Below are 22,814 nucleotides of genomic sequence, written 5' to 3'. Positions count from 1 at the left end.
GACACTAAATGCGCCGGTAGTTTACTAACATCCCGACTCTGAACGAAACGGGTGATAAGTGAGACAACGGCCGTGCATCACCGGGCCGTAGCCAGGGGAGATCACGAGCATGGACTGGCTGACAGGACTCCCCGTCATCGGACCGCCCCTGAAGCGGCTGATGACGACGCACGCGTGGCGGTCGTACGAGCGGCTGGACCGCGTGAAGTGGACACGGCTGGCCGCCGCGATGACGTTCGTCAGCTTCGTCTCGCTCTTCCCGCTGCTCACGGTCGCCGCCGCGGTCGCCGCCGCCACCCTCGGCGAGGACCAGCAGAAGACCCTCGAGAACAAGATCGCCCAGCAGGTCCCCGGCATCTCCGACCAGCTCGACATCAAGGGCCTGGTGGACAACGCCGGCACCGTCGGCCTCATCGCCGGCGCGGTGCTGCTGTTGACCGGCATCAACTGGGTCGGCCAGATGCGGGACTGCCTGCGCGCGGTGTGGGAGCTGCCGGACACGGCGGAGAACCCTCTGGTGAGCAGGGCGAAGGACGGCGGCATCCTGCTCGGTTTCGGCGGCGCGGTGCTCGTCACGCTCGCCGCCTCCACCGTCGCCTCCGCCGCCGTCGGCTGGATCGCCCACCAGGCCGGTCTCGACGAACACGGCTGGGGCAGCGCCCTGCTGCGCGTCGCCGCGTTCGCCGTCGCCGTCCTCGCCGACTTCCTGCTCCTGCTGTACGTGCTGACCCTGCTGCCCGGCGTGGAGCCCACACGCCACCGCCTGACGGTCGCGGCCCTGCTCGGCGCGGTCGGCTTCGAACTGCTCAAGCTGCTGCTCAGCGGCTACATCCAGGGCGTCGCCGCGAAGAGCATGTACGGCGCGTTCGGCGTCCCCGTCGCCCTGCTGCTGTGGATCAACTTCACCTGCAAGCTGCTGCTGTACTGCGCCGCGTGGACGGCGACGCGCAGCAAGGAGGAGGAGGGCGCCGGCGCCGACGAGGAAGAGGACGTCAGCGCCGACGAGAGCGAGGGTGTCAGTGCCGACGCCCCGCCGGCCAACGGCGGTTGACGACGAACGCGCCGCCGCCCAGCAGTACCAGCACCCCGCCGGCGATGCCGAACGCGATCCCCATGCCGCTGGAGCCGCTCGCGGTCGCGGCGCTCGCCGCCGCCCTGCCGCCCGAGACCCCGCCGGACGCGGTGCCGCCCGCCGTACCGGAGGAAGCCGTCGCGCCGGGCTGGGCGGCGCCGCTCACGCTCTTGGGCGCCACCAGCTCACCCACCGGCTGCACCTTCCCGGCCGCCTGGAAGCCCCAGTCGAGCAGCCGCGAGGTCTCCTTGTAGACCTCGTTGTGCTCGCTCTTCTCCGGGTGCATCACCGTGACGAGCAGCACATGCCCGCCCCGCTCGGCGACGCCGGTGAAGGTGGCGCCCGCGTTGGTGGTGTTGCCGTTCTTCACACCCGCGATGCCCTGGTAGACGGGGACGTCGTGGTCGGTGCCGCTCAGCAGGCGGTTGGTGTTCTGGATCTCGAAGGGCTGACGGATGACTTTGCCCGACTTGTCCTTCTTCGTCTCGCCCGGGAACTCGGCCTTCACCGTCGAGCAGTACTCGCGGAAGTCCTTCTTCTGCAGCCCGGAACGGGCGAACAGCGTCAGGTCGTAGGCCGAGGAGACCTGCCCGGGCGCGTCGTAACCGTCGGGGCTGACCACGTGCGTGTCGAGCGCCTGGAGCTCCTCGGCGTGCTGGTTCATCTCCTTCACGGTGGCCTCGACGCCGCCGTTCATCGACGACAGCACATGCACCGCGTCGTTGCCGGAGCGCAGGAAGACACCGAGCCACAGGTCGTGGACCGTGTAGGTCTCGTTCTCCTTTATCCCGACCAGGCTGGAGCCGGCGCCCATGCCCGCCAGGTCGGTCGCCACCACCTTGTGCTGTGTGGAGGCGGGAAACTTCGGCAGCACCGTGTCCGCGAACAGCATCTTCATCGTGCTCGCCGGCGCCAGCCGCCAGTGCGCGTTGTGCGCGGCCAGCACCTCACCCGACTCGGCGTCGGCCACGATCCAGGAACGCGCGGTGACGTCCTTGGGCAGCACCGGGACACCGGCGGCCAGGTTGACCTGCGTACCCGGCCGGCCGAGTTGCGCGCCGCCCACCTGGGACATGGAGGCGGGGGGTGTGACGGACGGACTGGGCGGGGGAGCCGGGGCCGCGAGGGCCGCCGGGGCGGTCAGCGCGAGGGACAACAGGGTCGCGGAGGTGACCAGCAGGGATCGCCTGCCGGTCGTGCGGTGAGCGGGCACGACGCAGAACGTACCTCCCGCGCCCGTCGAAGTCCCGTCCCGCCCCCCACCCCGGACGCGGAAGCGGACACTTGGCGGCGATACTGGAGGTATGAAGCTCAGCCGCCGGGTCTCGTGGTTCCTGCTCGCCTTCGGGGTCTGGAGCCTCGTCATCTGGGTCACTTTCATCAAGAATTTGATCAAGGACAGCAGCGGGCTCGCCTTCGACGACGGGCACCCGACGGCGTACTTCTGGGTGCACCTGCTGCTCGCGGTCGTTTCCTTCGTATTGGGGACGGCCATCGGGGTCATCGGGTTGCGTGGAGTGCGCGCACTGCGCCGCATGTCATAACCGACCGGCCGGAACCGGACAGCAACGGGGGACACGCACGGTGGTCATCGTCTTCGCGCTGGTGGCGCTGCTCGCGCTGGCCGTCGTCGTGTCGGCGAACTGGTACGTGTGGCGGCGCCTGTTCCGCGACACGACCGAGGGTCCCGGCCGCACCCGCCGCCTGGGCGCCGTCCTGATCGCGGGCGGCTGGGCGCTGGCCGTCGGCGCGCTCGTCGCCGAGCGCACCGGCGCCCCCTTCTGGCTTCAGCGGGTCCTCGCCTGGCCGGGCTTCCTGTGGCTGGCCCTGTCGATCTACCTGCTGCTGGCCGTCCTCGCGGGCGAGCTGCTACGGCCGCTGCTCCTGCGGCTGCCGCGGCGGCGCGGGAGAGCCGGGGCTGCCGTACCGCGGCCGGAATCCGCCCCCGCGGCCACGCTCCCGGAGTCCGCGGAGCCGCCGCGGCCACCCACGCCCGCCGCCGATCCCTCCCGCCGTCTGGTCGTCTCCCGCTTCGTCGCCGGCGCGGCGGCTGCCGCGGCCGTCGGCACCGTCGGATACGGCACCTACGGCGTGCTGCGCGGCCCGAGCGTGAAGCGGGTCACAGTGCCGCTCGCCAAGCTGCCACGCGCCGCGCACGGTTACCGGATCGCCGTGGTCAGCGACATCCACCTCGGCCCGATCCTGGGCCGCGGCTTCGCCCAGAAGGTCGTCGACACGGTCAACGCCACCCAGCCCGACCTGATCGCGGTCGTCGGCGACCTCGTCGACGGCAGCGTCAAGGACCTCGGCCCGGCCGCGGCGCCGCTCGCCCGGCTGAGGGCCCGGCACGGCGCGTACTTCGTCACCGGCAATCACGAGTACTTCTCCGGCGCCGCAAGCTGGGTCGAGGAGGTCCGGCGGCTCGGCATGCACCCCCTGGAGAACGCCCGCACCGAGATGCCGTGGTTCGACCTCGCCGGCGTCAACGACGTACAGGGCGAGAGCGAGGGCCACGGCCCGGACTTCACCCGCGCCCTCGGCGACCGGGACACCACGCGCGCGTGCGTACTGCTCGCCCACCAGCCGGTGCAAATCCACGAGGCCGTCCGGCACGGCGTCGACCTGCAGCTCTCCGGCCACACCCACGGCGGCCAGCTCTGGCCCGGCAACCTCGTCGCGGCGGCCGCCAACCCGACCGTGGCCGGCCTGGAGCGCTACGGCGACACCCAGCTGTACGTCAGCCGCGGCGCGGGCGCCTGGGGACCGCCGACCCGCGTCGGCGCTCCCTCGGACATCACGGTGATCGAACTGGCCTCACGGCACGCCTGAACGAACCTTCACGAATCAACCAAATCCTCTTCCCTCACATGAAACTCCTGTGATTAATTGAGCCGCGCCACTAATAGGGGAGTGGCCGCCACTTGGGGGAGTGGCACATGCACAGGGGGCCCTGATCGGGCCCGTGGGAGGGCAACACGACCATGCGATCACCTCGCATGCGCGTTCTGGCGGCTGTACTCGTCCTGGCGGCCGTCGGTGTGGTCGGCTGGCAGATGCTGCCGTCACAGGACGACAAGAACAAGACGATCGTGGTCGGTACGACGGACACCATCACGTCACTCGACCCGGCCGGCGCCTACGACGCCGGTTCCTGGGCTCTGTTCAGCAACGTCTTCCAGTCGCTGCTGACCTATGAGCCGGGCGGTACGCAACCCGTGCCGGACGCGGCCAAGAGCTGCTCCTTCGCCGCGGGCAGCCTGCGCACCTACCGCTGTGAACTGCGGGACGACCTGTCGTTCCCCAGCGGCCGCGCGGTGAGTGCGAAGGACGTGAAGTTCTCGTTCGACCGCATCAAGAAGATCAACTCAGAAGTGGGTCCGGGGTCCCTGCTGTCCACGCTCGCCTCGGTGGACGCCCAGGGCCGCACGGTCACCTTCCATCTGTCCACACCGGACGCCACCTTCCCGTTCAAGGTGGCCACCGGCGCCGGTTCCATCGTCGACGCCGAGCAGTACCCGGCCGACGCGCTGCGCGAAGGCACCGCCGTCGACGGCACCGGACCGTACGAACTGGCGTCGTACACCAAGGGCGGCAAGGCCGTCCTGAAGCCCAACTCCCGCTACCGGGGCGCCATCAAGAACACCGGCGCGCCCATCGAGCTGCGCTACTACAAGGACCCGACGGCCCTGCAGGGCGCCTGGAAGGCCAAGCAGGTCGACGTCGCCACCCGCCAGCTGCCGCCGGAAGTCCTCGCCGGGCTCAACGCCAGCGACCCCGGCCAGCGCGTCTTCGAGGCCGACAGCTCCGAGACCCGCAACCTGTACTTCAACACCCACAAGGGCGCCCCGCTGCACGACGCGCGCGTGCGGCGGGCCGTGGCCTGGCTGATCAACCGCGAGCAGCTCGCCGGCGACGTCTACGACGGCACGGTGGAACCGCTGTACTCGCTGATCCCGACCGGCATCATCGGCCACACCGCGTCGTTCTTCGACAGCTACCCCAAGCAGAACACCGCCAAGGCGCGGAAGCTGCTCACCGAGGCCGGCGTCAGCCTGCCGGTCCGCTTCACCTACGGCTACGGCATCGGCAGCGGCGCCGCCGAGCAGGAGGCGAAGGAGCTCAAGCGGCAACTGGAGGCGAGCGGCCTGTTCCAGGTCGACGTCAAGGGCTATGAGTGGACCGACTTCCAGAAGCACTGGGCGACCGGCAAGCTCGACGCGTACGCCGTCGGCTGGGTCGCCGACTACCCCGACCCGGACACCTTCACGAGCCCGCTCATCGGCAGCGACGCCACCATGAACACCGGCTACGGCGACACGACGGTCGACGCCCTGATCCGCGCCTCGCAGCAGTACGCCGACCGCAGCCGCTCCGCCGTGGACTTCCGCCGGCTGCAGGGACGGATCGCCGACGACGTGCCGGTGATCCCGCTGTGGCAGAGCAAGGAGTACGTGGTCACGAAGGTGGACGTCAGCGGCGGCCAGTACCTGTCCGACGGCAACGGCGTGTTCCGGCTGTGGCAGCTGACGTGGATCTGACGGTATTCCGTCGAGAGGCCGACGAGGGCCGGGCCCCGATCACCGGGCCCGGTCCTCGCCCCCCGGCGCCGGCAGCATCTTCGTCATGCCCGGCAGGAAGTCCGTGAACAGCTCGTGGACCTCGCGCACCAGCGGGCGCAGCACCCGGAAGCGGGCCAGTGCCACGCCCCGCGCGGTGATGCGCGCGCCCCGCTCGGCGAGCCGGTAGCTGCGCTCGCGGCCCGGGGTCCGGTCGAAGATCCAGTACAGCACGAGCCCCATCTGCGCGAGCCACATCAACTCGGGCAGGGCATCGCGCAGTTCCTCGGGCACCTTCGTCTTCGCCGCCCCGCGCAGCACCTCCCGGTGGACGCTGATCGCCTCCTCGCGCGCGTGCTCCGACTCCTGCGAGAAGGGGCTGAGCGGGCTGTCCGGGTCGGCGGCGTTCTTGAAGAACTGCACCGCGAACTCGTGGTACGGCGCCGCCACGTCCAGCCATGTCCTCAGCACGCCGGCGAGCCGCGCCTCGAAGTCGCTCTCCCGCTCCAGGACGCCGCGGACCGCCGCCTGGTGCTCGGCGGCGATCCGGTCGTAGAAGCCCTGGATCAGGTGCTCCTTGCCGGCGAAGTAGTAGTAGGCGTTGCCGACGGAGACGCCGGCCTCCTGGGCGATGGCCCGCATGGTCGTCTTGTCGTAGCCCCGCTCCTGGAACAGCCGCATCGCTGTCTCCAGGATCAGCGCACGGGTCTGTTCCGACTTCTCGGACTTCGGGGTCACGGGGCCCTCATGCGGGCTGTCGTTCTTGGCGGGCACGACACCAGAGCCTAGTCAGTGGCGCAGGCGCCGTCGTCACAGCCGGGTGGGTTGTACGTCCAGCCGGCCCCGGGTTCGTACGACCACCCGTCGCCGCGCCGGTACACCCGGCCGCCCCACCCCTCCTGCCGGCTCCGCCACTTGGCGGCGGCGAGCACGGCACCCCGGGCGAGTTTCGCGCCCGCCGGGGTGCTGAGGCGGTGGGCGAGCGGGCGGTGCTCGCGCAGGGCCCACAGCACGACGATCCAGGCGGCGGTGTCCCGGTAGACCTGGCCGCCGTCGCCGACGACGGTGACCTCCTCGAGCGTGGCCCCGTGGTCGAGGCCCGGGAAGCGCCGCCGGGCCTCGTCCGACCCGGCGGGCACCAGCTCCAGCGGCACCAGCTGCGGCTGCCGTGTGAGCCAGTCCCGCAGGAACGTGCACAGGGCGCACCGGGCGTCGTACAGGACGGTGAGCCCGCGCAGTGCCGGTGCGCCGGTCACGACGCTCACGCCCCGGTGCTCGGCGCCACCCAGCCCTGCGGCGGGACGGGCGGCACCTGCTCGCGCTCCATCACACCGCGCCGCCGGATCCGGTTGAGCACGTACACGTTGCCCAGGTGCATCACGCCGAGCACGAGCAGGACCACGCCGATCTTGGTGGACAGGGCCTCGAAGATGCCGCGGGTGTCCTCGATGGTTTCGTCGCCGCTCAGGTAGAGGGCGACGAAGCCGAGGTTGACCAGGTAGAAGCCGACGACCAGGAGGTGGTTGACGGCCTCGGCGAGCTTTTCGTTGCCGTGCAGGACATCGGCCAGGAAGATCCGCCCGTTGCGGCTGAGGGTCCGGGCCACCCAGACGGTCAGCCCGATGCTGACGACCAGGTAGATGACGTAGGCGATGACGGTGCGGTCCATGCCCCACCCCTTCTTGAACGCGTTCAAAACGCTGACAGTGATGACTGTAGACCTGTTTTTGAACGCGTTCAACTCTGGGTCGGCTCAGCCCCGGCGCGCCAGCTCCGGCCGCTTGGTGTAGTCCGTGAACCCGATGACGTTGCCCCAGGGGTCGGCGATCTCGACGGTCCACCCGGTGGCCACCGCGAAGGGCATCTCCAGCGGCGTGATCCCGGCCCCGACGAGCCGCAGCGCGGCGAGTCGCGCATCGGGCACCTCCACCCACACCCGCGGGGTGGGCCACGCGGGCGACCGGTGCCCCAGCGCGTCCTCCTGCCGCAGCAGCACGCCCGGCGTCTCCCCGCCGACCTTCAGCAGTGCGATCCCGGCCTCGTCCAGCCGGAACCCGACGACGAACCCGGCCCGCTCGTAGAACCCCACGGCTTCCCCGAGCTCCCCGACAGGCAACACCACGTTGTCGAACCCGAGCAGCTCGTACGACTCTTCGTCAGACATGTCGTCACATTAGAGCTCGTCAGTGAGGAAACCCGACAAAAACGCCCGACAGCCCCGTCCGCCTTCCGCCGACCGGCGCGATGCGTGCTCGTCGGTGCGGACGCGTTCCGTTCCGCGCTGGAAGGTTCCGGACGGAGGGCCGTTGCCGTGCCGTATGCGATGTCCGAGACGCCCGCGATACACGGAACCTGGTATGCCCGCCGACATGCGGGACCGGATACGCCCGCGCTGCACGGAGCAGCCGCCCCGGACGCGGCGAGGGCCCCGCTTCCGGAGTCGGAAACGGGGCCCTCGGGGCCGAGCCGGGCGACCGGCGGGCAGGTTTAGTAGCGGCGCGTGATCAGCGCGCGCTTCACTTCCTGGATCGCCTTCGTGACCTCGATGCCGCGCGGGCAGGCGTCCGTGCAGTTGAACGTCGTGCGGCAGCGCCAGACGCCGTCCTTGTCGTTCAGGATCTCCAGGCGCTGCTCGCCGGCCTCGTCACGCGAGTCGAAGATGAAGCGGTGCGCGTTGACGATGGCCGCCGGGCCGAAGTACTGGCCGTCGTTCCAGAAGACCGGGCAGGACGACGTGCACGCGGCGCACAGGATGCACTTCGTGGTGTCGTCGAAGCGCTCGCGGTCCTCGGCGGACTGCAGACGCTCGCGCGTCGGCTCGTTGGTGTCCTTCGTGATCAGGAAGGGCATCACGTCCCGGTACGCCTGGAAGAAGGGCTCCATGTCGACCACGAGGTCCTTCAGGACCGTCAGGCCCTTGATGGGCTCGACCGTGATCGGCTTCTCCGGGTTGATGTCCTTGATCAGCGTCTTGCACGCCAGACGGTTCTTGCCGTTGATCCGCATCGCGTCGGAGCCGCAGATGCCGTGGGCGCAGGAGCGGCGGAAGGTCAGCGTGCCGTCCAGGTCCCACTTGATCTTGTGGAGGCCGTCGAGGACGCGCTCCTTGGGGTCGATCTCCAGCTGGAAGTCTTCCCAGGTCGCCTCGGCGGAGACCTCCGGGTTGAACCGGCGGACCCGGAAGGTGACGGTGATGTAGGGGGAGTCGGCGAAACCGGGCTCGGGCCGGCCGGCCGCTTCGTCCTTGTCCAGAACAGGGGTAGCCATCAGTACTTACGCTCCATCGGCTGGTAGCGGGTCTGGACGACCGGCTTGTAGTCGAGACGGATGGACTCGGTCCCGTCGGCGCCGACCTCGCGGTACGCCATGGTGTGGCGCATGAAGTTGACGTCGTCGCGGTTCGGGTAGTCCTCGCGGTAGTGACCGCCACGGGACTCCTTGCGGGCCAGCGCGGACACCGCCATGACCTCGGCCAGGTCGAGCAGGTTGCCCAGCTCGATGGCCTCCAGCAGGTCCGTGTTGAACCGCTTGCCCTTGTCCTGGATCGCCACGTTCTTGTAGCGCTCACGCAGCTCGGCGATCTTCTCGACTGCCGTCTTGATCGTCTGCTCGGTGCGGAACACCATGACGTTGGCGTCCATGGTGTCCTGCAGCTCGCGCCGCAGCTCCGCCACCCGCTCGGTGCCGGTCGAGCTGCGCAGACGCTCGATCTGCTCCACGACGAGGGACTCGGGGTTCTCCGGCAGCTCGACGTAGTCCGCCTTCTGCGCGTACTCCGCGGCGGCGATGCCGGCCCGCTTGCCGAAGACGTTGATGTCCAGCAGGGAGTTCGTGCCCAGACGGTTGGCGCCGTGCACGGACACGCAGGCCACCTCGCCGGCCGCGTACAGGCCCGGGACGACGGTGGTGTTGTCCGCCAGGACCTCACCCTCGACGTTCGTCGGGATGCCGCCCATGGCGTAGTGCGCGGTGGGCTGGATCGGGATCGGGTCCGTGTACGGCTCGATGCCGAGGTAGGTGCGCGCGAACTCCGTGATGTCGGGCAGCTTGGCGTCCAGCTGCTCCGGCGGGAGGTGGGTGAGGTCCAGGTAGACGTGGTCGCCCTCGGGACCGCAGCCGCGGCCCTCACGGATCTCCGTGTAGATCGAGCGCGAGACGACGTCACGGGACGCCAGGTCCTTCATGACGGGCGCGTACTTCTCCATGAAGCGCTCGCCGTCCTTGTTGCGCAGGATGCCGCCCTCACCGCGGGCACCCTCGGTGAGCAGAATGCCCATGCGCCAGATGCCGGTCGGGTGGAACTGGAAGAACTCCATGTCCTCCAGCGGGATGCCCCGGCGGTACACCGCGGCCTGGCCGTCACCGGTCAGGGTGTGCGCGTTGGACGTCACCTTGAAGAACTTGCCGCAGCCGCCGGAGGCGTAGATCACGGACTTCGCCTGGAAGACGTGGATCTCACCGGTGGCCAGCTCGTACGCCACGACACCGGCCGAGCGCTTGACGCCGTCGACCTCGGTGATCAGCTGGTCAAGGACGTAGAACTCGTTGAAGAACTCCACGCCCTCCTTGACGCAGTTCTGGTACAGCGTCTGGAGGATCATGTGGCCGGTGCGGTCGGCCGCGTAGCAGGAGCGGCGGACCGGCGCCTCGCCGTGGTTGCGCGAGTGACCGCCGAAGCGGCGCTGGTCGATGGTGCCGTTCGCGGTCCGGTTGAACGGCAGGCCCATCTTCTCCAGGTCGAGGACGGAGTCGATGGCCTCCTTCGCCAGGATCTCGGCGGCGTCCTGGTCGACCAGGTAGTCACCGCCCTTGACCGTGTCGAAGGTGTGCCACTCCCAGTTGTCCTCCTCCACGTTCGCCAGCGCGGCGGCCATGCCGCCCTGCGCGGCGCCCGTGTGGGAGCGGGTGGGGTAGAGCTTCGTCAGGACGGCCGTGCGGCTGCGCTTGGTCGCCTCGATGGCGGCCCGCATACCGGCGCCACCGGCGCCGACGATGACGGTGTCGTACTTGTGGATCTTCATGATTCTCGCAGCCCCGTGCCTAGCGGATGTTCGGGTCGAAGGTGAAGATCACCAGCGTGCCCAGCAGGATGGTGAACACCGTGGCGGTGTAGAGCAGGCCCTTGAGCCACAGGCGGGTGTTCGCGCGCTCCGCGTAGTCGTTGATGACCGTGCGCAGGCCGTTGGCGCCGTGCAGCATCGCCAGCCAGAGCATCAGCAGGTCCCAGACCTGCCAGAACGGCGAGGCCCAGCGGCCGGCCACGAAGGCGAAGCCGATCTTGGACACGCCGCCGTCCAGCACCAGCTGGATCAGCAGGTGGCCGATGACCAGGACGACCAGCACGACGCCGGACAGGCGCATGAAGAGCCAGGCCGCCATCTCGAAGTTCCCCCGGGTCGACTTCGGGGTCTTCTTGGTGCGCTTGCGAGGGGCCTCGATGAAGGGCGCCGGGTTGTCGACGGAGTAGACGGCTCCGCCCTCGACCGGCCCGATACCCGAAGCGGTGGTTTCAGTGGTGGACATGCGCGTCAGCTCCCGAACAGAACACGAGCGGCGTGGCCGAGGACGGGGTAGATCGCCCCGATCATCAGCACGATCCAGATGCCCACGACGGTCCAGAGCATCTGCTTCTGGTAGCGCGGGCCCTTGGACCAGAAGTCGACGGCGATGACACGGAGGCCGTTGAGCGCGTGGAAGAGGATGGCCGCGACGAGGCCGTACTCAAGGCAGGCGACGATCGGCGTCTTGTAGGTGGATACGACCTTGTCGTAGTCCTCGGGAGAGACACGGACGAGGGCGGTGTCCAGCACGTGAACGAACAGGAAGAAGAAAATGAGGACGCCGGTGACTCGATGAGCCACCCAGGACCACATTCCTTCCCGGCCGCGGTACAGCGTTCCAGCCGGCACGGAAGTTTCCTCCGGGAGCGGGGGTTGGGGCCGCGCCGGCTTCGGGTGTCGGTCGGGCCCGGCCGGGTACGGTCCACCGGCCCCCAGCATCGTAGCGACGCGCTGGCGCTGAGCCTCGCCGGGGTCCCCCGGTGTGATCAAACTGGCACGTAAAGAGGTACGGGTGGGCTAGTGAGGCTCCTGAGGTGGGGCGTTTGTGATGCTTTGCCGGGTGCCGGCCGGCTGGCAGTGCCCGGTCGAGGCCGCGCGGCGGACGCCGCACATCGGACTACGGCCCCGCGCTCCTGAGGTGCGACGCCAGACGTTCCTTCGCCAGGCGCCGGAGTTCCTCCGCCGCCACCACCCGTTCCTCCTCCGGGTCGTTCGCCAATCGTGACCGGATGGCTTCCAGGACGTGATCCAGGGCCTCCGTGGGCGGAACGCCGTCCAGACAGATCACGAACGTATGTCCGAATCTGGCCTCGTAGGCCGCGTTCGCCGCCGTCAGGGCCGTGTGGGCCGCTCCGTAGGTGTCGGCGGGGAGCGGCGGCAGGGCCTCCGCGGTCAGCGCCTCCGCCAGGTCCGTGGGGGGCAGGTCGTAGGCGGCCTCGTCGGACGCGGCCAGCAGGGCGTCCAGCGTGGGATACGGCCGGTGGTCGGCGATGCGGCGCGCCCAGCGCAGGCTGCGCAGGCAGCGCAGCAGGGCGCGCACGGCCTGGTCGGCGGGCGCGTCGTTGAAGTCCCCCAGACCGGCCGGCGGCCGCGGGACGCGCGGCTGCTCGGGCAGTGTCGGTATGGCGACGTTGCCGGGGAGACGGGGAAGACGGTGCGCGGGCAGCGTGAGTCCTCGGCGTGGGTGATGTGTGGGTCGGCAGGGGATCATGTGAGAGATGTGACACCACGTTATCGACAATGGTCACGGTGTGTCCGACGGATACCCGGATTTCACCCGCACGGGAGAGTGTCGGGATGTGGGGTGGACACCCCCAGGGACGTGCCGGATGCGATGCGCGCCGTGCGGAGTCGTACGTTGGCGGGGTGAGCCAGCACAGGCGCAAGCAGAGAAGGCACAACAGGCCAAGGACGCGGAACAGGCAGGGGCGGCTCGTCGTCGTGGCGGCGATCGCCGGGACCGTCGCGCTCGGCGTCGGCGTCGGGGTGTGGGCCTCGGCGGGCGGCGGGCCCTCCGGCGGCCCGACGGCACAGGCGCGGCCCTCCGGGGCCGGATCCGACGCGTCACCCGGCCGGACGGCGTCGGGCAAGCCCTCCGACGCACCCGGCCCCACCCGCTCCTCCGCGCTGTCCACCGCCCCGCGCACCATCCCGGCGGTGCGGGCGCACACCCCGGCGCGCGGACCGGGCTGGCGTCCCGCGCACGGCTCCCGGGTCGTCGTCAGCGATCCCGAGCTGGCCGACGAGGGCAGGCTGATCGCCGGTGAGCTGGGCCTCGCCTACGGCGGGCGGCGCGACGACGTGCGCGCCGGTGACGTACGACTGGCGCTCGGCGGCGGCGAGGGCGGCAACCCGGAGTCGTACACCATGACCGTGCGCGGCGGGCGGGTGGTGATCAGCGGGCCCGGTGAGGCGGGCGTCTTCTACGGCACCCGCACGCTGAAGCAGGAGGTGCGCGGGGCGGGCAGCGCGCCGGAGGGTGTGGTGCGGGACGAGCCGGCGAAGCCGGTGCGCGGGTTCATGCTGGACATCGCGCGCAAGCCGTTCACCGCCGGCTGGATCGAGGACCGCATCCGCGAGCTCGGCGATCTGAAGTTCAACGAGCTGGGGCTGCACTTCTCCGACGACCAGGGGTTCAGGATCGAGTCCGGCAGCCACCCGGAGATCGTCTCCCCGGACCACCTCACCAAGGCGCAGGTCAAGCGGATCGTCCAGCTCGCCGCGAGCCGGCACATCACCGTCGTGCCGGAGATCGACTCGCCGGGGCACCTCGGGGCCGTGATCGCCGCCCACCCCGATCTGAAGCTCGTCAGCGCGCGCGGCAACGTGGCGCGCGGCGCCGTCGACGTCTCCGAGGACGCGGCCGCCCGGATCGTCGACGACCTGCTCGACGAGTACGCCGGCGTGTTCCCCGGAGACAAATGGAACCTCGGCGGCGACGAGTACCAGGCGCTGATGGCGAAGAACCCCGCGGCGAGCTACCCGCAGCTCGCGGCCGCCGCCCGCGAGGCCCACGGCTCCTCCGCCACCATCGCCGACCTCGCCACCGGCTGGCTCGACGACCGCGCCGACACCGTCCGCGCCCACGACCGCACCCTGCGCGCCTGGAACGACGGCTTCTACCGGGGGACGTCGGTGCGGCCCGCCGGCGATCTCCAGGTGGCGTACTGGACCGGCAAGGAGATCGGGGCCCGGCAGCCCGTGGAGTACCTGAGCGCGGGCCGCAAGGTGATCAATTACAACGACGCGTACCTCTACTACGTCCTCGGGCAGCCCAACCAGTTCTTCTACCCGACCGGGCAGCGCATCTACGAGGAGTGGAGTCCGCGCGTGCTGCGCGGCACCCAGCCGGTCCCCGCCCGCTACGACGGGCAGATCCTCGGCGGCTCGTTCGCCGTCTGGGGCGACTTCCCGCACGCCCAGACCCAGGACCAGGTCGCGGCCGGCATCCGGATGCCGCTGCGGGCGACGGCGCAGAAGCTCTGGAACCCGGGCAGGCCCGCTCTGTCCTGGACACAGTTCAAGTCCCTGGCCGCCAGGCTCGGCTGACCCGTTCCCCGGACCGGCTGCGGCGGGCTGTGCACGGGGTGCCCGTCCTGTTCGGGTACGTCAGGGAAGCGCCTGTGCGGTGGCCAGGTCCGCTGGCCGAAAATACCTGCTTCGCCTTCCTCGACCGGTTCGGTGTGGTACCCCTGTGACACTGCGCGGGCGTCGCACGCAGTAAGGGGAAGTACGGGCTCCGTAAGGGATGGCGCCCCGTCGAGGGAGGCGTGGATGAGCCTGGTGGACCTCATCTCGCAAGCTGACGAACGCGGGCTGGCCGCGAGCGGACTGGCTTGTTTGGATCGGTGCCTGCCCCTGCTGGGCGGCGACGACGAGACGTTGCGGCCCCTGTGGGGGAATCTCGCGGACGGCACGGCCGACGCCGGCGGCGCCTGGGGCGACCTGCTCGACGCGGCGCGCGGCAAGCTGGCGCTGTCCGCCGAGGCCGGCGACGAGGCGACCCTGCTGGCCCAGCGGATGCTCGCCGCAGCGCCCGGCGAACGGTTCGCGCCGCAGGTGCGGGTGTGGGCGGACGCCTGCTCGGTCGCCTCGTTGCAGATCCACCGGCTGCTCGACCCCGTCGGGGACACCTCCGGCGTCGACGCGCGCCGCCAGGGCCGTACCGACGGCATCTCCCCGCTGGTCGCCGCCGAGCTGCGCCGCCAGGTCACCGTCCTCGAAGTCCTCGCCGAACACGGCACGTCCGGCCTGCGCCGGGCCCTGGACGTCTCCACCGAGGGCCGCCGGGTGCTGCGCGCGGTGGTCTCACGCCGGTCCCGCGGACGGGTGTGAACCCCGTAACGGCCCCTTGAAACCCGCCGCGCCGGGCGGGTCCTGTGACCGTCGTGCGGGGGCGCTGGGGCGGACTCGCGCCGGTTCGCCGAACACCCCGGAAACCCCGTGACACCGCACCGGCCCGGCGCGCTCTTGGGTACGTGACGACTGTTAGCCACCAGCACACGACCTGGCACCAGCGGACGCCCGGGCAGGACGGCAGACCGCAGGCCGCCGCCAAACCCGCACGGTGGGCGGCCGACGTGGTGGCCACCATGCGCGAGGGCGCCCGCCTCCACCTCGACTACTCGGCGCAGAGCCTGTGGCGCGTCGACCGGATGATCGAGGAGATACGGCGCGAGGGCGCCCCCGAAGCCGCCGTGGCGACCGTGCTGCGCGGATTCGGCGCCTACGCCGGTGAGGTGATCGTCCGCCAGGCCGGCGCCGAGTGGTGGACGAGCGGCGGCGACCACTGGGTGCGCACCCCCGACGGCAAGCTCTGGGATCCGATGGACGAGGCCCACCGCACCTACGCCGGCCACGGCTCCCTGCGCCTGCTGTGCCGGGACGCGACGACGCCCGACTGACACCGCCCGGCACGCCCCGACGCACGAGCGCCGCGAAGGCCGTACGCCCGCGCCCGGTCTCGCTGTGGCCATGCACACCCTTGCGGCCCGTGACGCCCAAGGTCCGGCATCCGCTTGGTAGTCGGGGGGAGCCACGCGGTTCCTCCCGGGACCGAGCGAGGGGGAGCCCATGGACACCGCGCACCCACGCGGGCCGTACGCATGCCGGATGCGATCGCACGCGGCTGCCTTCGTCGCCCGTGCGAGCACCAGCCATCGGCTGCCGCTCGACTACTCCGTGCGCAGCCTGCGCGTCGTGGACTTCATCGTCGACGGACTGCGCAAGGGCGGCGCCGACCACGAGCGCGTGGCCGGCACGCTGTTCGGGCTCGGCGCCTACGTCGGTGAGGTCCTCGTGCGCCGGGCGGGCGCCGCCTGGGTGGACCTCGACGCCGATCAGCGCGGCTGCTTCGGGCAGGCGGTCGGGGTGCGGATGCCCGACGGCCGGGTCTGGAACCCTCTCGGCAAGGTCCTCAACCGCTTCTCGGTGGGCGCCCCCGAGGACTCGCTGCAGACCTTCTATCTCACCCTGCACGGCCGGGCCCGGCGGGCGGCCGTCTGACATGCTGTGACACTTCCGTGAGCCACGACGCTGATGACCGTGGAGGCGTGGACGACGAACGAGGGCGGTCTTGGGCCAGGGAGGCAAATCCCGGCGTGCGCAGGCGTACGACGGAGAGCTGGGCGCGGCGGTCGCACGGGCCCAGGCCGGTGACGAGGCCGCTTTCGCGGTCGCGTACCGGATCGTGCAGCCCGGTCTGCTCGGCTATCTGCGCGGCCTGGTGGGGGAGGACGCCGAGGACGTGGCCTCCGACGCCTGGCTGGAGATAGCCCGCGACCTCGGGCGGTTCACGGGCGACGGCGCGGGCTTTCGCGGCTGGACGGCCACCATCGCCCGGCACCGGGCGCTGGACCACCTGCGCCGCCGGCGCTCACGGCCGCGCCCGGCGGCCCTGGACGCGGAGCTGCTGGAGCTGCCCGGGCCGCACAGCACGCACGACCAGGCGCTGGAGTCACTCTCCACCGAGCGGACCCTCGCCCTCGTGCGCGAACTGCCCCGCGACCAGGCCGAGGCGGTACTGCTGCGGGTCGTCGTCGGGCTCGACGGCCCCGCGGCGGCCCGGGTCCTCGGCAAACGCCCGGGCGCGGTCCGCACCGCCGCCCACCGGGGGCTGCGGCGACTCGCCCGGCAGCTCGGCGTGGCGGCCCCGGCGGGCGAAGGTGTGACGGATGAGGCTTCCCGGACGCTGGGGGAGTCGAAATGAACGGTGGCGGCGGCAGGCCGTACACCTCACAGCAGGGGTCCGGCCCAGCGGGCCGGACGGAGAGGGACGGACAAGGACATGGGTGACACGCACAGGGGCGGCGAGCCGCACACTCGCCGGCACACCCACCCTGGCGCGCCCGCGTCCGCGACCCACGCCGCCGACGGCGTCCCGACGCCGGCCGGCGACCGCGGCACGCCCGGCTCCCCGCCGCCGTCCGGCGCGCCCGCGGCCGGGGGCGACCGGCTCGCGCTGGAGAACCTGCTGGCCGCCGCGATCCTGAGCCGTGAGGTCGATCCGGCTGCCGAGCAGCGCGCTGTGGCCGCGTTCCGTGCGGCGCGGGACTCGGGCGCCCACCGGGCCGGCACCCGGCGGCGTGACGACTGGCAGCCCCGCACCCGGCGCCCTCGGCGCTCGCTGAAGGCCGTGCTGTCCGTGCTGGCGGCGAGCCTCGCCCTCGGGGGTGTCGCCTTCGCGGCGATCGGCACTCCCGACTCCCCCTCCGACGCCCCCGGCGGCCCGGACGGCGGGCGGCGCGGATCACGGTCCGCTACCAGCGCCTCCGGCGACGCGGCGGAAACGTCCGCCGCCACGGCGCCCGGCACCTCCGCCGGCCTGCCCCGCACCGGACCGCCCGGACGCCCCGACCGGCCCGGGACGGCTCAGGACACCGAGGCCCACTGCCTTGCCTGGCAGCAGGTCCGGGACAACGGCAAGACACTCGACGCCACGGCCTGGCAGCGGCTCGTCGCGGCCGCGGGCGGCGCGAACCGGGTCGAGGCGTACTGCGCCGAGCAGCTCGGGCACCCGGGCACGAGCCCGGCCGCCCACCCCACCGCGGCGGACCGGCCCACCCAGCCGGGCCACGGCACGGAAGACAGCGGCCGGCCGGACGACCAGGCCACTCAGCCGCACACCGGAACCGGGAAGACGCAGAAAGCGAAGAAATAGGCCACCGGGGAGCAGGCGAACCCCGCTGTCACCGGTGTGCCGTGGAGCCATGGCAACGGCCGGGGCCGCCACCCCCCACAGGAGAGGCCCCGGCCGTCGCGCGACACGGGCCGCGCGGCGGCCCGTACTTCCTACAGCGCCGAGCGTGCGTTTTCTGTCACACCCCGTCGGCATCCGTGCGCGTCACGAGATGGTTGCATCCCCGACCGACATGGACGAGCAGTGCTTTAAGGCCGTAACGTGCCTTTCGCGCCGGACCGCGGGGGGCCCGGACCACCGCGACCACCTGCGGTCTTGAACCGCGACCATCGATCGAGGAACCAGGGTGCTGGGGGACGACGCGGAGCTGACAGCCGCGGTGCGTGCGGCGCAGGACGGGGACGAGACCGCGTTCCGTGCCGTGTACCGCACCGTACATCCACGGCTGCTCGGATATGTCAGGACGCTCGTCGGCGACCTCGAAGCGGAGGACGTCGCCTCTGAGGCGTGGCTGCAGATCGCCCGCGATCTGGAGCGCTTCGAGGGGGACGCCGACCGCTTCCGCGGCTGGGCCGCGCGGATCGCGCGCAACCGGGCGCTGGACCACATACGCATGCGCGGCCGCCGCCCCGCCGTCGGCGGCGACGAGACCGAGCTGACCGGCCGCCCCGCGGACTCCGACACCGCGGGCGAGGCCATGGAGGCGCTGGCCACCGACCGCACCCTGTCCCTCATCGCCCGGCTGCCGCAGGACCAGGCCGAGGCGGTCGTGCTGCGCGTGGTCGTCGGCCTCGACGCCAAGACCGCGGCACAGACCCTCGGCAAGCGGCCGGGAGCCGTGCGCACAGCCGCGCACCGCGGCCTGAAGAAGCTCGCCGAGCTGCTCGGGGAGCGCCCGGACGGCGATCCGGAATCGGCCGGCGTGCTCGACGCGCTGCCGCAGCAGAGAGAACCGCGCGCCCGCGCGGTGACGTCCGCCGGTGTGACGCAACGATGGGCGCGGACGCAGAAGGACATGTGATGGCCGACGAGCAGTACAGGTGGCTGGACCGCGAGACGGCGGAGCGTCTGCTGCGCGGCGAGCCGCCGGCCACCGTCCCCCCTGACGCCCGTGAGCAGGCCGAACGGCTCGCCCGCGCCCTGGGTGCGCTGTCCGCCGTACCGGAGAAGGCCGACACCGGACTCGCCGGCGAGGATGCGGCCGTGGCCGCCTTCCGCGCGGCGCGCACCGCGCACACCGGCGACGCCGTCCGCGTCCCGGACAACGGTGTCGTCCGGCTCGGCGCCGGGCACCCGCCAGGCCGTCGCGCCCGCTGGAGCCGCCCGCTGCGGCTGGCGCTGTGTGCCGTCGTGGCCGTCGGCACGGTCGGCGGCGTCGCGGTCGCGGCCGGGACCGGGGTGCTCCCGACCTTCGGCGGCGCCGAGCCCGATCCCCGCGTGTCGGTGTCGGCCGACGCCACGGCCGAGCACCCGCAGGCCACGCCCTCGCCGGACGGGACGGCCTCCGCCGGCACCGCCGCGGGCTCCGGCACCGCGCGCGACGGCGACCGTGACACCGCGGGCGACCCGGACTCCGCCGACGGCCGTGGCGCGGACGCCGCGCGGCGCCGGATCACCGAGGCCTGCAAGGACCTGCGGGGCGGCCGCGCGCTGGACGGCGACCGCCGGCGCGCCCTGGAGACCGCGGCGGGCGGTGCCCCGCGCGTGGGCGCGTACTGCAGGACGGTCCTCGCCGCTCCCGGCTCCGGTCAGGACGGGGCGGGCCACACGCGGGGCGGCGGTGGCCGCGGCTCCACCGGTGCGGGCACGGGCTCGTCCGGCAAGGGCGGCAGCCACGGCGCCACCGCTGGCGGTACCGGCGACGCCGGTCAGGGCGGCAAAGGCGCCGGGGGCCAGACCGGCGGCCAGACCGTCGGCCAGGGTGGTGACAAGGGCGGTGACCAGGGCGGCGGCGCAGGCGGGCACAGCGGCGGCGCCAAGGCCGGAGGCGAAGACGGCGGCCAGGGCGGTGACGGCGGCGGCCACGGCGGATCCGGTGGCCACGGTCACGGACCGTCCGGCGGCCAGGGGCACGGTCACGGCCCGTCGGGCAGCCCGGGGCAGGGCCGCAGCGGCCACGTGACGACCCCGTCGAACGCCCTCTGACCTGCGGTGATGTAACTCGTGGAAAAATTTTCGGGCAGGGTGTGACGTTTTCTGCCGCAGGGGCGCAGTAATGAGTGAGCCGACTGGTCATCGGCCGTCGCACTGAGCCGGGGTTCCCCCCGTACCTACGGCTCGTGCACCTGGCGCGGGCGGGGCACGTTCCCCCGGTCCCGCCCGCGCCCGTCTCACTCTCCCCGCCACCCGCGGTCACCAGTACACGACGACCTTGTCGCCGTTGCGGACCTGCGCGAAGAGCGCCGCGATCGCCGTCTCGTCCCGGACGTTGACACAGCCGTGCGAGCCGCCGGCGTAACCCCGGGCGGCGAAGTCGTAGGAGTAGTGCACCGCCTGGCCCCCGCTGAAGAACATCGCGTACGGCATCGGTGAGTCGTACAGCGTCGACACGTGGTGCCGGGACTTCCAGTACACGTGGAAGACGCCCTCCCGCGTCGGCGTGTACTGCGAGCCGAAGCGGACCGACATGGTCGACACCGTCCGCCCGTCGATCATCCAGCGCAGGGTGCGGCTGGACTTGCTGATGCACAGCACCCGGCCGGTCAGGCAGCGCGGGTCCGGCGCGGCGGCGGGCTGGCCCCCCATCAGATACAGCTCCCACTTGCCGGGTTCGTGCGTCATCCGCAGCAGCCGCTGCCAGGTCACCGTGTCGACCCGTCCGGTCCGCGGCAGCCCGCGCTTGCCCTGGAAGCCCTTGACGGCCTGCTCGGTGAGGTCGTCGTAGCTGCCGGTCGGACCGTCGAACAGCCACGCCACCTGCCGTAGCCGGGCCTGGAGTTCACGCACGTCCCTGCCGCTGTCGCCGGGCGCGAGCAGCACCCGCGGCGCGGCGGCCGGCTTGCCGTCGGAGGAGTCCGGGGAGCCGGGGGAGCCGGGGGAGGAGTGCGCCGACGGTCCACGGGACGGCGAGGACGTACCGGGCAGGTCGATGTGGACCGGCGAGCGCTGCCCGCCGCCCGCGCCCTGCACGGTGCAGCCGCCGAGCGTCACCACCGCCACCACGGCAGCCCCCACGCCGACCGATCTGATCATGCCCGTTGTACGCATCGCGGACCCCCGCCGTCTCACCGCTTCGGGTTGGTGTCCTTCTGATGCTTTCCAGGCGTGACGCCTCGCGAACGGCGCGGCATCGTTGTGAGCAAGGTCCCAGCGTGGGGCACTCCACCGGGCGCACGGCCGTCGCTACAGTCCGTGGCGAGGGTTGGTTTCTACTGGCGAGTAACAGATGTAGTGCGGAGGCACACCATGGCACGCGAGTCGGAGTCCGGACTGCCCATCGAGCCGGTGTACGGGCCGGGGGATCTGGCGGGCTGGGACCCGGCCGAGAAGCTGGGTGAGCCGGGTTCGTATCCGTTCACTCGTGGTGTGTATCCGTCGATGTACACCGGCCGGCCGTGGACGATGCGCCAGTACGCGGGTTTCGGTACGGCGGTGGAGTCCAACGCCCGCTACAAGCAGCTGATCGCGAACGGCACGATGGGCCTGTCGGTCGCGTTCGACCTGCCCACGCAGATGGGCCACGACTCCGACGCGCCGATCGCGCACGGTGAGGTCGGCAAGGTCGGCGTCGCGATCGACTCCGTCGACGACATGCAGGTGCTGTTCGGCGGCATCCCGCTGGACAAGGTGTCCACGTCGATGACGATCAACGCCCCCGCGGCTCTGCTGCTGCTGATGTACCAGCTGGTGGGGGAGGAGCAGGGCGTCAGCGCGGACAAGCTGACCGGCACGATCCAGAACGACGTGCTGAAGGAGTACATCGCGCGCGGGACGTACATCTTCCCGCCGAAGCCGTCGCTGCGCCTGATCGCGGACATCTTCAAGTACTGCAAGGCCGAGATCCCGAAGTGGAACACGATCTCGATCTCCGGCTACCACATGGCCGAGGCCGGCGCCTCGCCCGCGCAGGAGATCGCCTTCACCCTCGCAGACGGCATCGAGTACGTGCGCACGGCGGTCGCGGCCGGCATGGACGTCGACGACTTCGCGCCCCGGCTGTCCTTCTTCTTCGTCGCCCGGACGACGATCCTGGAGGAGGTCGCCAAGTTCCGCGCCGCGCGCCGGATCTGGGCACGGGTGATGAAGGAGGAGTTCGGGGCGAAGAACCCGAAGTCGATGATGCTGCGTTTCCACACGCAGACGGCGGGTGTGCAGCTGACGGCGCAGCAGCCGGAGGTGAACCTGGTGCGCGTGGCGGTGCAGGGCCTGGGGGCGGTTCTCGGCGGTACGCAGTCGCTGCACACGAACTCCTTCGACGAGGCGATCGCGCTGCCGACGGACAAGTCCGCGCGTCTGGCCCTGCGTACGCAGCAGGTGCTGGCCTATGAGACGGATGTGACGGCGACGGTCGACCCGTTCGCGGGCTCGTACGTCATCGAGAGGATGACCGACGAGGTCGAGGCGGCGGCGCTGGAGCTGATGGGCAAGGTGGAGGACCTGGGCGGCGCGGTCAACGCGATCGAGCACGGTTTCCAGAAGAGCGAGATCGAGCGCAACGCCTACCGCATCGCGCAGGAGACCGACGCGGGCGAGCGGGTCGTGGTCGGCGTCAACCGTTTCCAGCTCGACGAGGAGGAGCCGTACGAGCCGCTGCGCGTCGACCCGGCCATCGAGGCCCAGCAGGCCGAACGCCTCGCCAAGCTGCGCGCCGAGCGCGACCGGACGGCGGTGGACTCGGCGCTGGCGGCCCTGAAGAAGGCGGCGGAGGGCGAGGACAACGTCCTCTACCCGATGAAGGACGCCCTGCGCGCCCGCGCGACGGTGGGCGAGGTGTGCAACGCGCTCCGCGAGGTGTGGGGGACTTACGTGCCGTCGGATGCGTTCTGAGC

General features: G+C 71.5%; 24 protein-coding genes. 13 read left to right on the top strand and 11 right to left on the bottom strand.

Annotation, left to right across the window (positions count from 1 at the left end; translation table 11 throughout):
* Positions 1-109 precede the first annotated feature (109 nt).
* Entirely contained in the window at positions 110-1,051 is a 942-nt protein-coding gene (locus tag ACF1GV_RS26165; RefSeq protein ID WP_391685229.1) for a YihY/virulence factor BrkB family protein, read from the top strand.
* On the opposite strand, the gene ACF1GV_RS26160 is transcribed toward ACF1GV_RS26165, so the two are convergent.
* Positions 1,017-2,285 (bottom strand): D-alanyl-D-alanine carboxypeptidase family protein, encoded by a 1,269-nt coding sequence (locus ACF1GV_RS26160; RefSeq protein WP_391685227.1) that lies wholly within the window; start codon positions 2,283-2,285, stop codon positions 1,017-1,019. The genes ACF1GV_RS26165 and ACF1GV_RS26160 overlap by 35 nt on opposite strands.
* A gap of 91 nt (positions 2,286-2,376) precedes the next feature.
* On the opposite strand from ACF1GV_RS26160, the gene ACF1GV_RS26155 reads away from it, so the two are divergent.
* The 3 genes from ACF1GV_RS26155 to ACF1GV_RS26145 all read left to right on the top strand — a co-directional run bounded on the left by ACF1GV_RS26155 (position 2,377) and on the right by ACF1GV_RS26145 (position 5,610).
* On the top strand, positions 2,377-2,616 hold the full coding sequence (locus ACF1GV_RS26155; protein WP_363265862.1) for an SCO4848 family membrane protein: 240 nt from the start codon (positions 2,377-2,379) through the stop codon (positions 2,614-2,616).
* A 40-nt stretch (positions 2,617-2,656) separates the two neighbouring features.
* Positions 2,657-3,901 (top strand): metallophosphoesterase, encoded by a 1,245-nt coding sequence (locus ACF1GV_RS26150; protein WP_391685224.1) that lies wholly within the window; start codon positions 2,657-2,659, stop codon positions 3,899-3,901.
* A gap of 167 nt (positions 3,902-4,068) precedes the next feature.
* On the top strand, positions 4,069-5,610 hold the full coding sequence (locus tag ACF1GV_RS26145; protein ID WP_391685222.1) for an ABC transporter substrate-binding protein: 1,542 nt from the start codon (positions 4,069-4,071) through the stop codon (positions 5,608-5,610).
* 39 nt (positions 5,611-5,649) lie between these two features.
* Here ACF1GV_RS26145 and ACF1GV_RS26140 read toward each other — a convergent pair whose 3' ends face one another.
* The 9 genes from ACF1GV_RS26140 to ACF1GV_RS26100 all read right to left on the bottom strand — a co-directional run bounded on the left by ACF1GV_RS26140 (position 5,650) and on the right by ACF1GV_RS26100 (position 12,399).
* Positions 5,650-6,402 carry a TetR family transcriptional regulator gene (locus ACF1GV_RS26140; protein ID WP_391685220.1) on the bottom strand — a complete coding sequence of 251 codons (753 nt, stop codon included), beginning with the start codon at positions 6,400-6,402 and terminating at the stop codon, positions 5,650-5,652.
* 11 nt (positions 6,403-6,413) lie between these two features.
* Positions 6,414-6,893 (bottom strand): thiol-disulfide oxidoreductase DCC family protein, encoded by a 480-nt coding sequence (locus ACF1GV_RS26135; RefSeq protein WP_391685218.1) that lies wholly within the window; start codon positions 6,891-6,893, stop codon positions 6,414-6,416.
* Positions 6,890-7,297, bottom strand: a complete 408-nt coding sequence (locus tag ACF1GV_RS26130; RefSeq protein ID WP_363265866.1) for a hypothetical protein — start codon at positions 7,295-7,297, stop codon at positions 6,890-6,892. Before ACF1GV_RS26130 ends, ACF1GV_RS26135 begins: the two co-directional genes overlap by 4 nt.
* 84 nt (positions 7,298-7,381) lie before the next feature.
* Positions 7,382-7,792 carry a VOC family protein gene (locus ACF1GV_RS26125; RefSeq protein WP_391685216.1) on the bottom strand — a complete coding sequence of 137 codons (411 nt, stop codon included), beginning with the start codon at positions 7,790-7,792 and terminating at the stop codon, positions 7,382-7,384.
* Positions 7,793-8,115: 323 nt separating this feature from the next.
* Positions 8,116-8,895 (bottom strand): succinate dehydrogenase iron-sulfur subunit, encoded by a 780-nt coding sequence (locus ACF1GV_RS26120; protein WP_363265868.1) that lies wholly within the window; start codon positions 8,893-8,895, stop codon positions 8,116-8,118.
* Positions 8,895-10,649, bottom strand: a complete 1,755-nt coding sequence (gene sdhA / locus ACF1GV_RS26115; RefSeq protein WP_391685214.1) for a succinate dehydrogenase flavoprotein subunit — start codon at positions 10,647-10,649, stop codon at positions 8,895-8,897. The genes ACF1GV_RS26120 and sdhA overlap by 1 nt, the downstream gene beginning before the upstream one ends.
* Positions 10,650-10,668: 19 nt before the next feature.
* On the bottom strand, positions 10,669-11,151 hold the full coding sequence (locus tag ACF1GV_RS26110; RefSeq protein ID WP_363265870.1) for a succinate dehydrogenase hydrophobic membrane anchor subunit: 483 nt from the start codon (positions 11,149-11,151) through the stop codon (positions 10,669-10,671).
* A gap of 5 nt (positions 11,152-11,156) precedes the next feature.
* On the bottom strand, positions 11,157-11,537 hold the full coding sequence (sdhC, locus tag ACF1GV_RS26105; protein WP_363265871.1) for a succinate dehydrogenase, cytochrome b556 subunit: 381 nt from the start codon (positions 11,535-11,537) through the stop codon (positions 11,157-11,159).
* 268 nt (positions 11,538-11,805) lie between these two features.
* On the bottom strand, positions 11,806-12,399 hold the full coding sequence (locus ACF1GV_RS26100) for a 2-oxo-4-hydroxy-4-carboxy-5-ureidoimidazoline decarboxylase (protein ID WP_391685212.1): 594 nt from the start codon (positions 12,397-12,399) through the stop codon (positions 11,806-11,808).
* Between the two features lie 155 nt (positions 12,400-12,554).
* Between ACF1GV_RS26100 and ACF1GV_RS26095 the strand changes: the two genes are divergently transcribed.
* The 8 genes from ACF1GV_RS26095 to ACF1GV_RS26060 all read left to right on the top strand — a co-directional run bounded on the left by ACF1GV_RS26095 (position 12,555) and on the right by ACF1GV_RS26060 (position 19,971).
* Positions 12,555-14,237 carry a glycoside hydrolase family 20 protein gene (locus tag ACF1GV_RS26095; protein WP_391685210.1) on the top strand — a complete coding sequence of 561 codons (1,683 nt, stop codon included), beginning with the start codon at positions 12,555-12,557 and terminating at the stop codon, positions 14,235-14,237.
* A 225-nt stretch (positions 14,238-14,462) separates the two neighbouring features.
* Positions 14,463-15,023 carry a hypothetical protein gene (locus tag ACF1GV_RS26090; RefSeq protein ID WP_391685208.1) on the top strand — a complete coding sequence of 187 codons (561 nt, stop codon included), beginning with the start codon at positions 14,463-14,465 and terminating at the stop codon, positions 15,021-15,023.
* Positions 15,024-15,166: 143 nt separating this feature from the next.
* Positions 15,167-15,592: a hypothetical protein gene (locus ACF1GV_RS26085; RefSeq protein ID WP_363265874.1), complete on the top strand. Its 426-nt coding sequence runs from the start codon at positions 15,167-15,169 to the stop codon at positions 15,590-15,592.
* A 208-nt stretch (positions 15,593-15,800) separates the two neighbouring features.
* Positions 15,801-16,193, top strand: a complete 393-nt coding sequence (locus ACF1GV_RS26080) for a hypothetical protein (RefSeq protein WP_391685206.1) — start codon at positions 15,801-15,803, stop codon at positions 16,191-16,193.
* Positions 16,194-16,263: 70 nt separating this feature from the next.
* Positions 16,264-16,896, top strand: coding sequence for an RNA polymerase sigma factor (locus ACF1GV_RS26075; protein WP_391685204.1), 633 nt, complete (start codon positions 16,264-16,266; stop codon positions 16,894-16,896).
* 78 nt (positions 16,897-16,974) lie between these two features.
* Positions 16,975-17,847 carry a hypothetical protein gene (locus ACF1GV_RS26070; RefSeq protein WP_391685202.1) on the top strand — a complete coding sequence of 291 codons (873 nt, stop codon included), beginning with the start codon at positions 16,975-16,977 and terminating at the stop codon, positions 17,845-17,847.
* Positions 17,848-18,172: 325 nt separating this feature from the next.
* On the top strand, positions 18,173-18,847 hold the full coding sequence (locus ACF1GV_RS26065) for an RNA polymerase sigma factor (protein ID WP_391685200.1): 675 nt from the start codon (positions 18,173-18,175) through the stop codon (positions 18,845-18,847).
* A complete protein-coding gene (locus ACF1GV_RS26060) occupies positions 18,847-19,971 on the top strand; it encodes a hypothetical protein (RefSeq protein ID WP_391685198.1) in 1,125 nt (374 codons plus the stop codon). Before ACF1GV_RS26065 ends, ACF1GV_RS26060 begins: the two co-directional genes overlap by 1 nt.
* A gap of 207 nt (positions 19,972-20,178) precedes the next feature.
* On the opposite strand, the gene ACF1GV_RS26055 is transcribed toward ACF1GV_RS26060, so the two are convergent.
* A complete protein-coding gene (locus tag ACF1GV_RS26055) occupies positions 20,179-21,018 on the bottom strand; it encodes a L,D-transpeptidase family protein (protein ID WP_391685196.1) in 840 nt (279 codons plus the stop codon).
* A gap of 213 nt (positions 21,019-21,231) precedes the next feature.
* Between ACF1GV_RS26055 and ACF1GV_RS26050 the strand changes: the two genes are divergently transcribed.
* Entirely contained in the window at positions 21,232-22,812 is a 1,581-nt protein-coding gene (locus ACF1GV_RS26050) for a methylmalonyl-CoA mutase (RefSeq protein WP_391685194.1), read from the top strand.
* Positions 22,813-22,814 lie beyond the last annotated feature (2 nt).

Source organism: Streptomyces sp. NPDC014006 (genome assembly GCF_043088925.1).
GTDB lineage: Bacteria > Actinomycetota > Actinomycetes > Streptomycetales > Streptomycetaceae > Streptomyces.
This window is presented reverse-complemented; position numbering and strand designations above follow the sequence as displayed.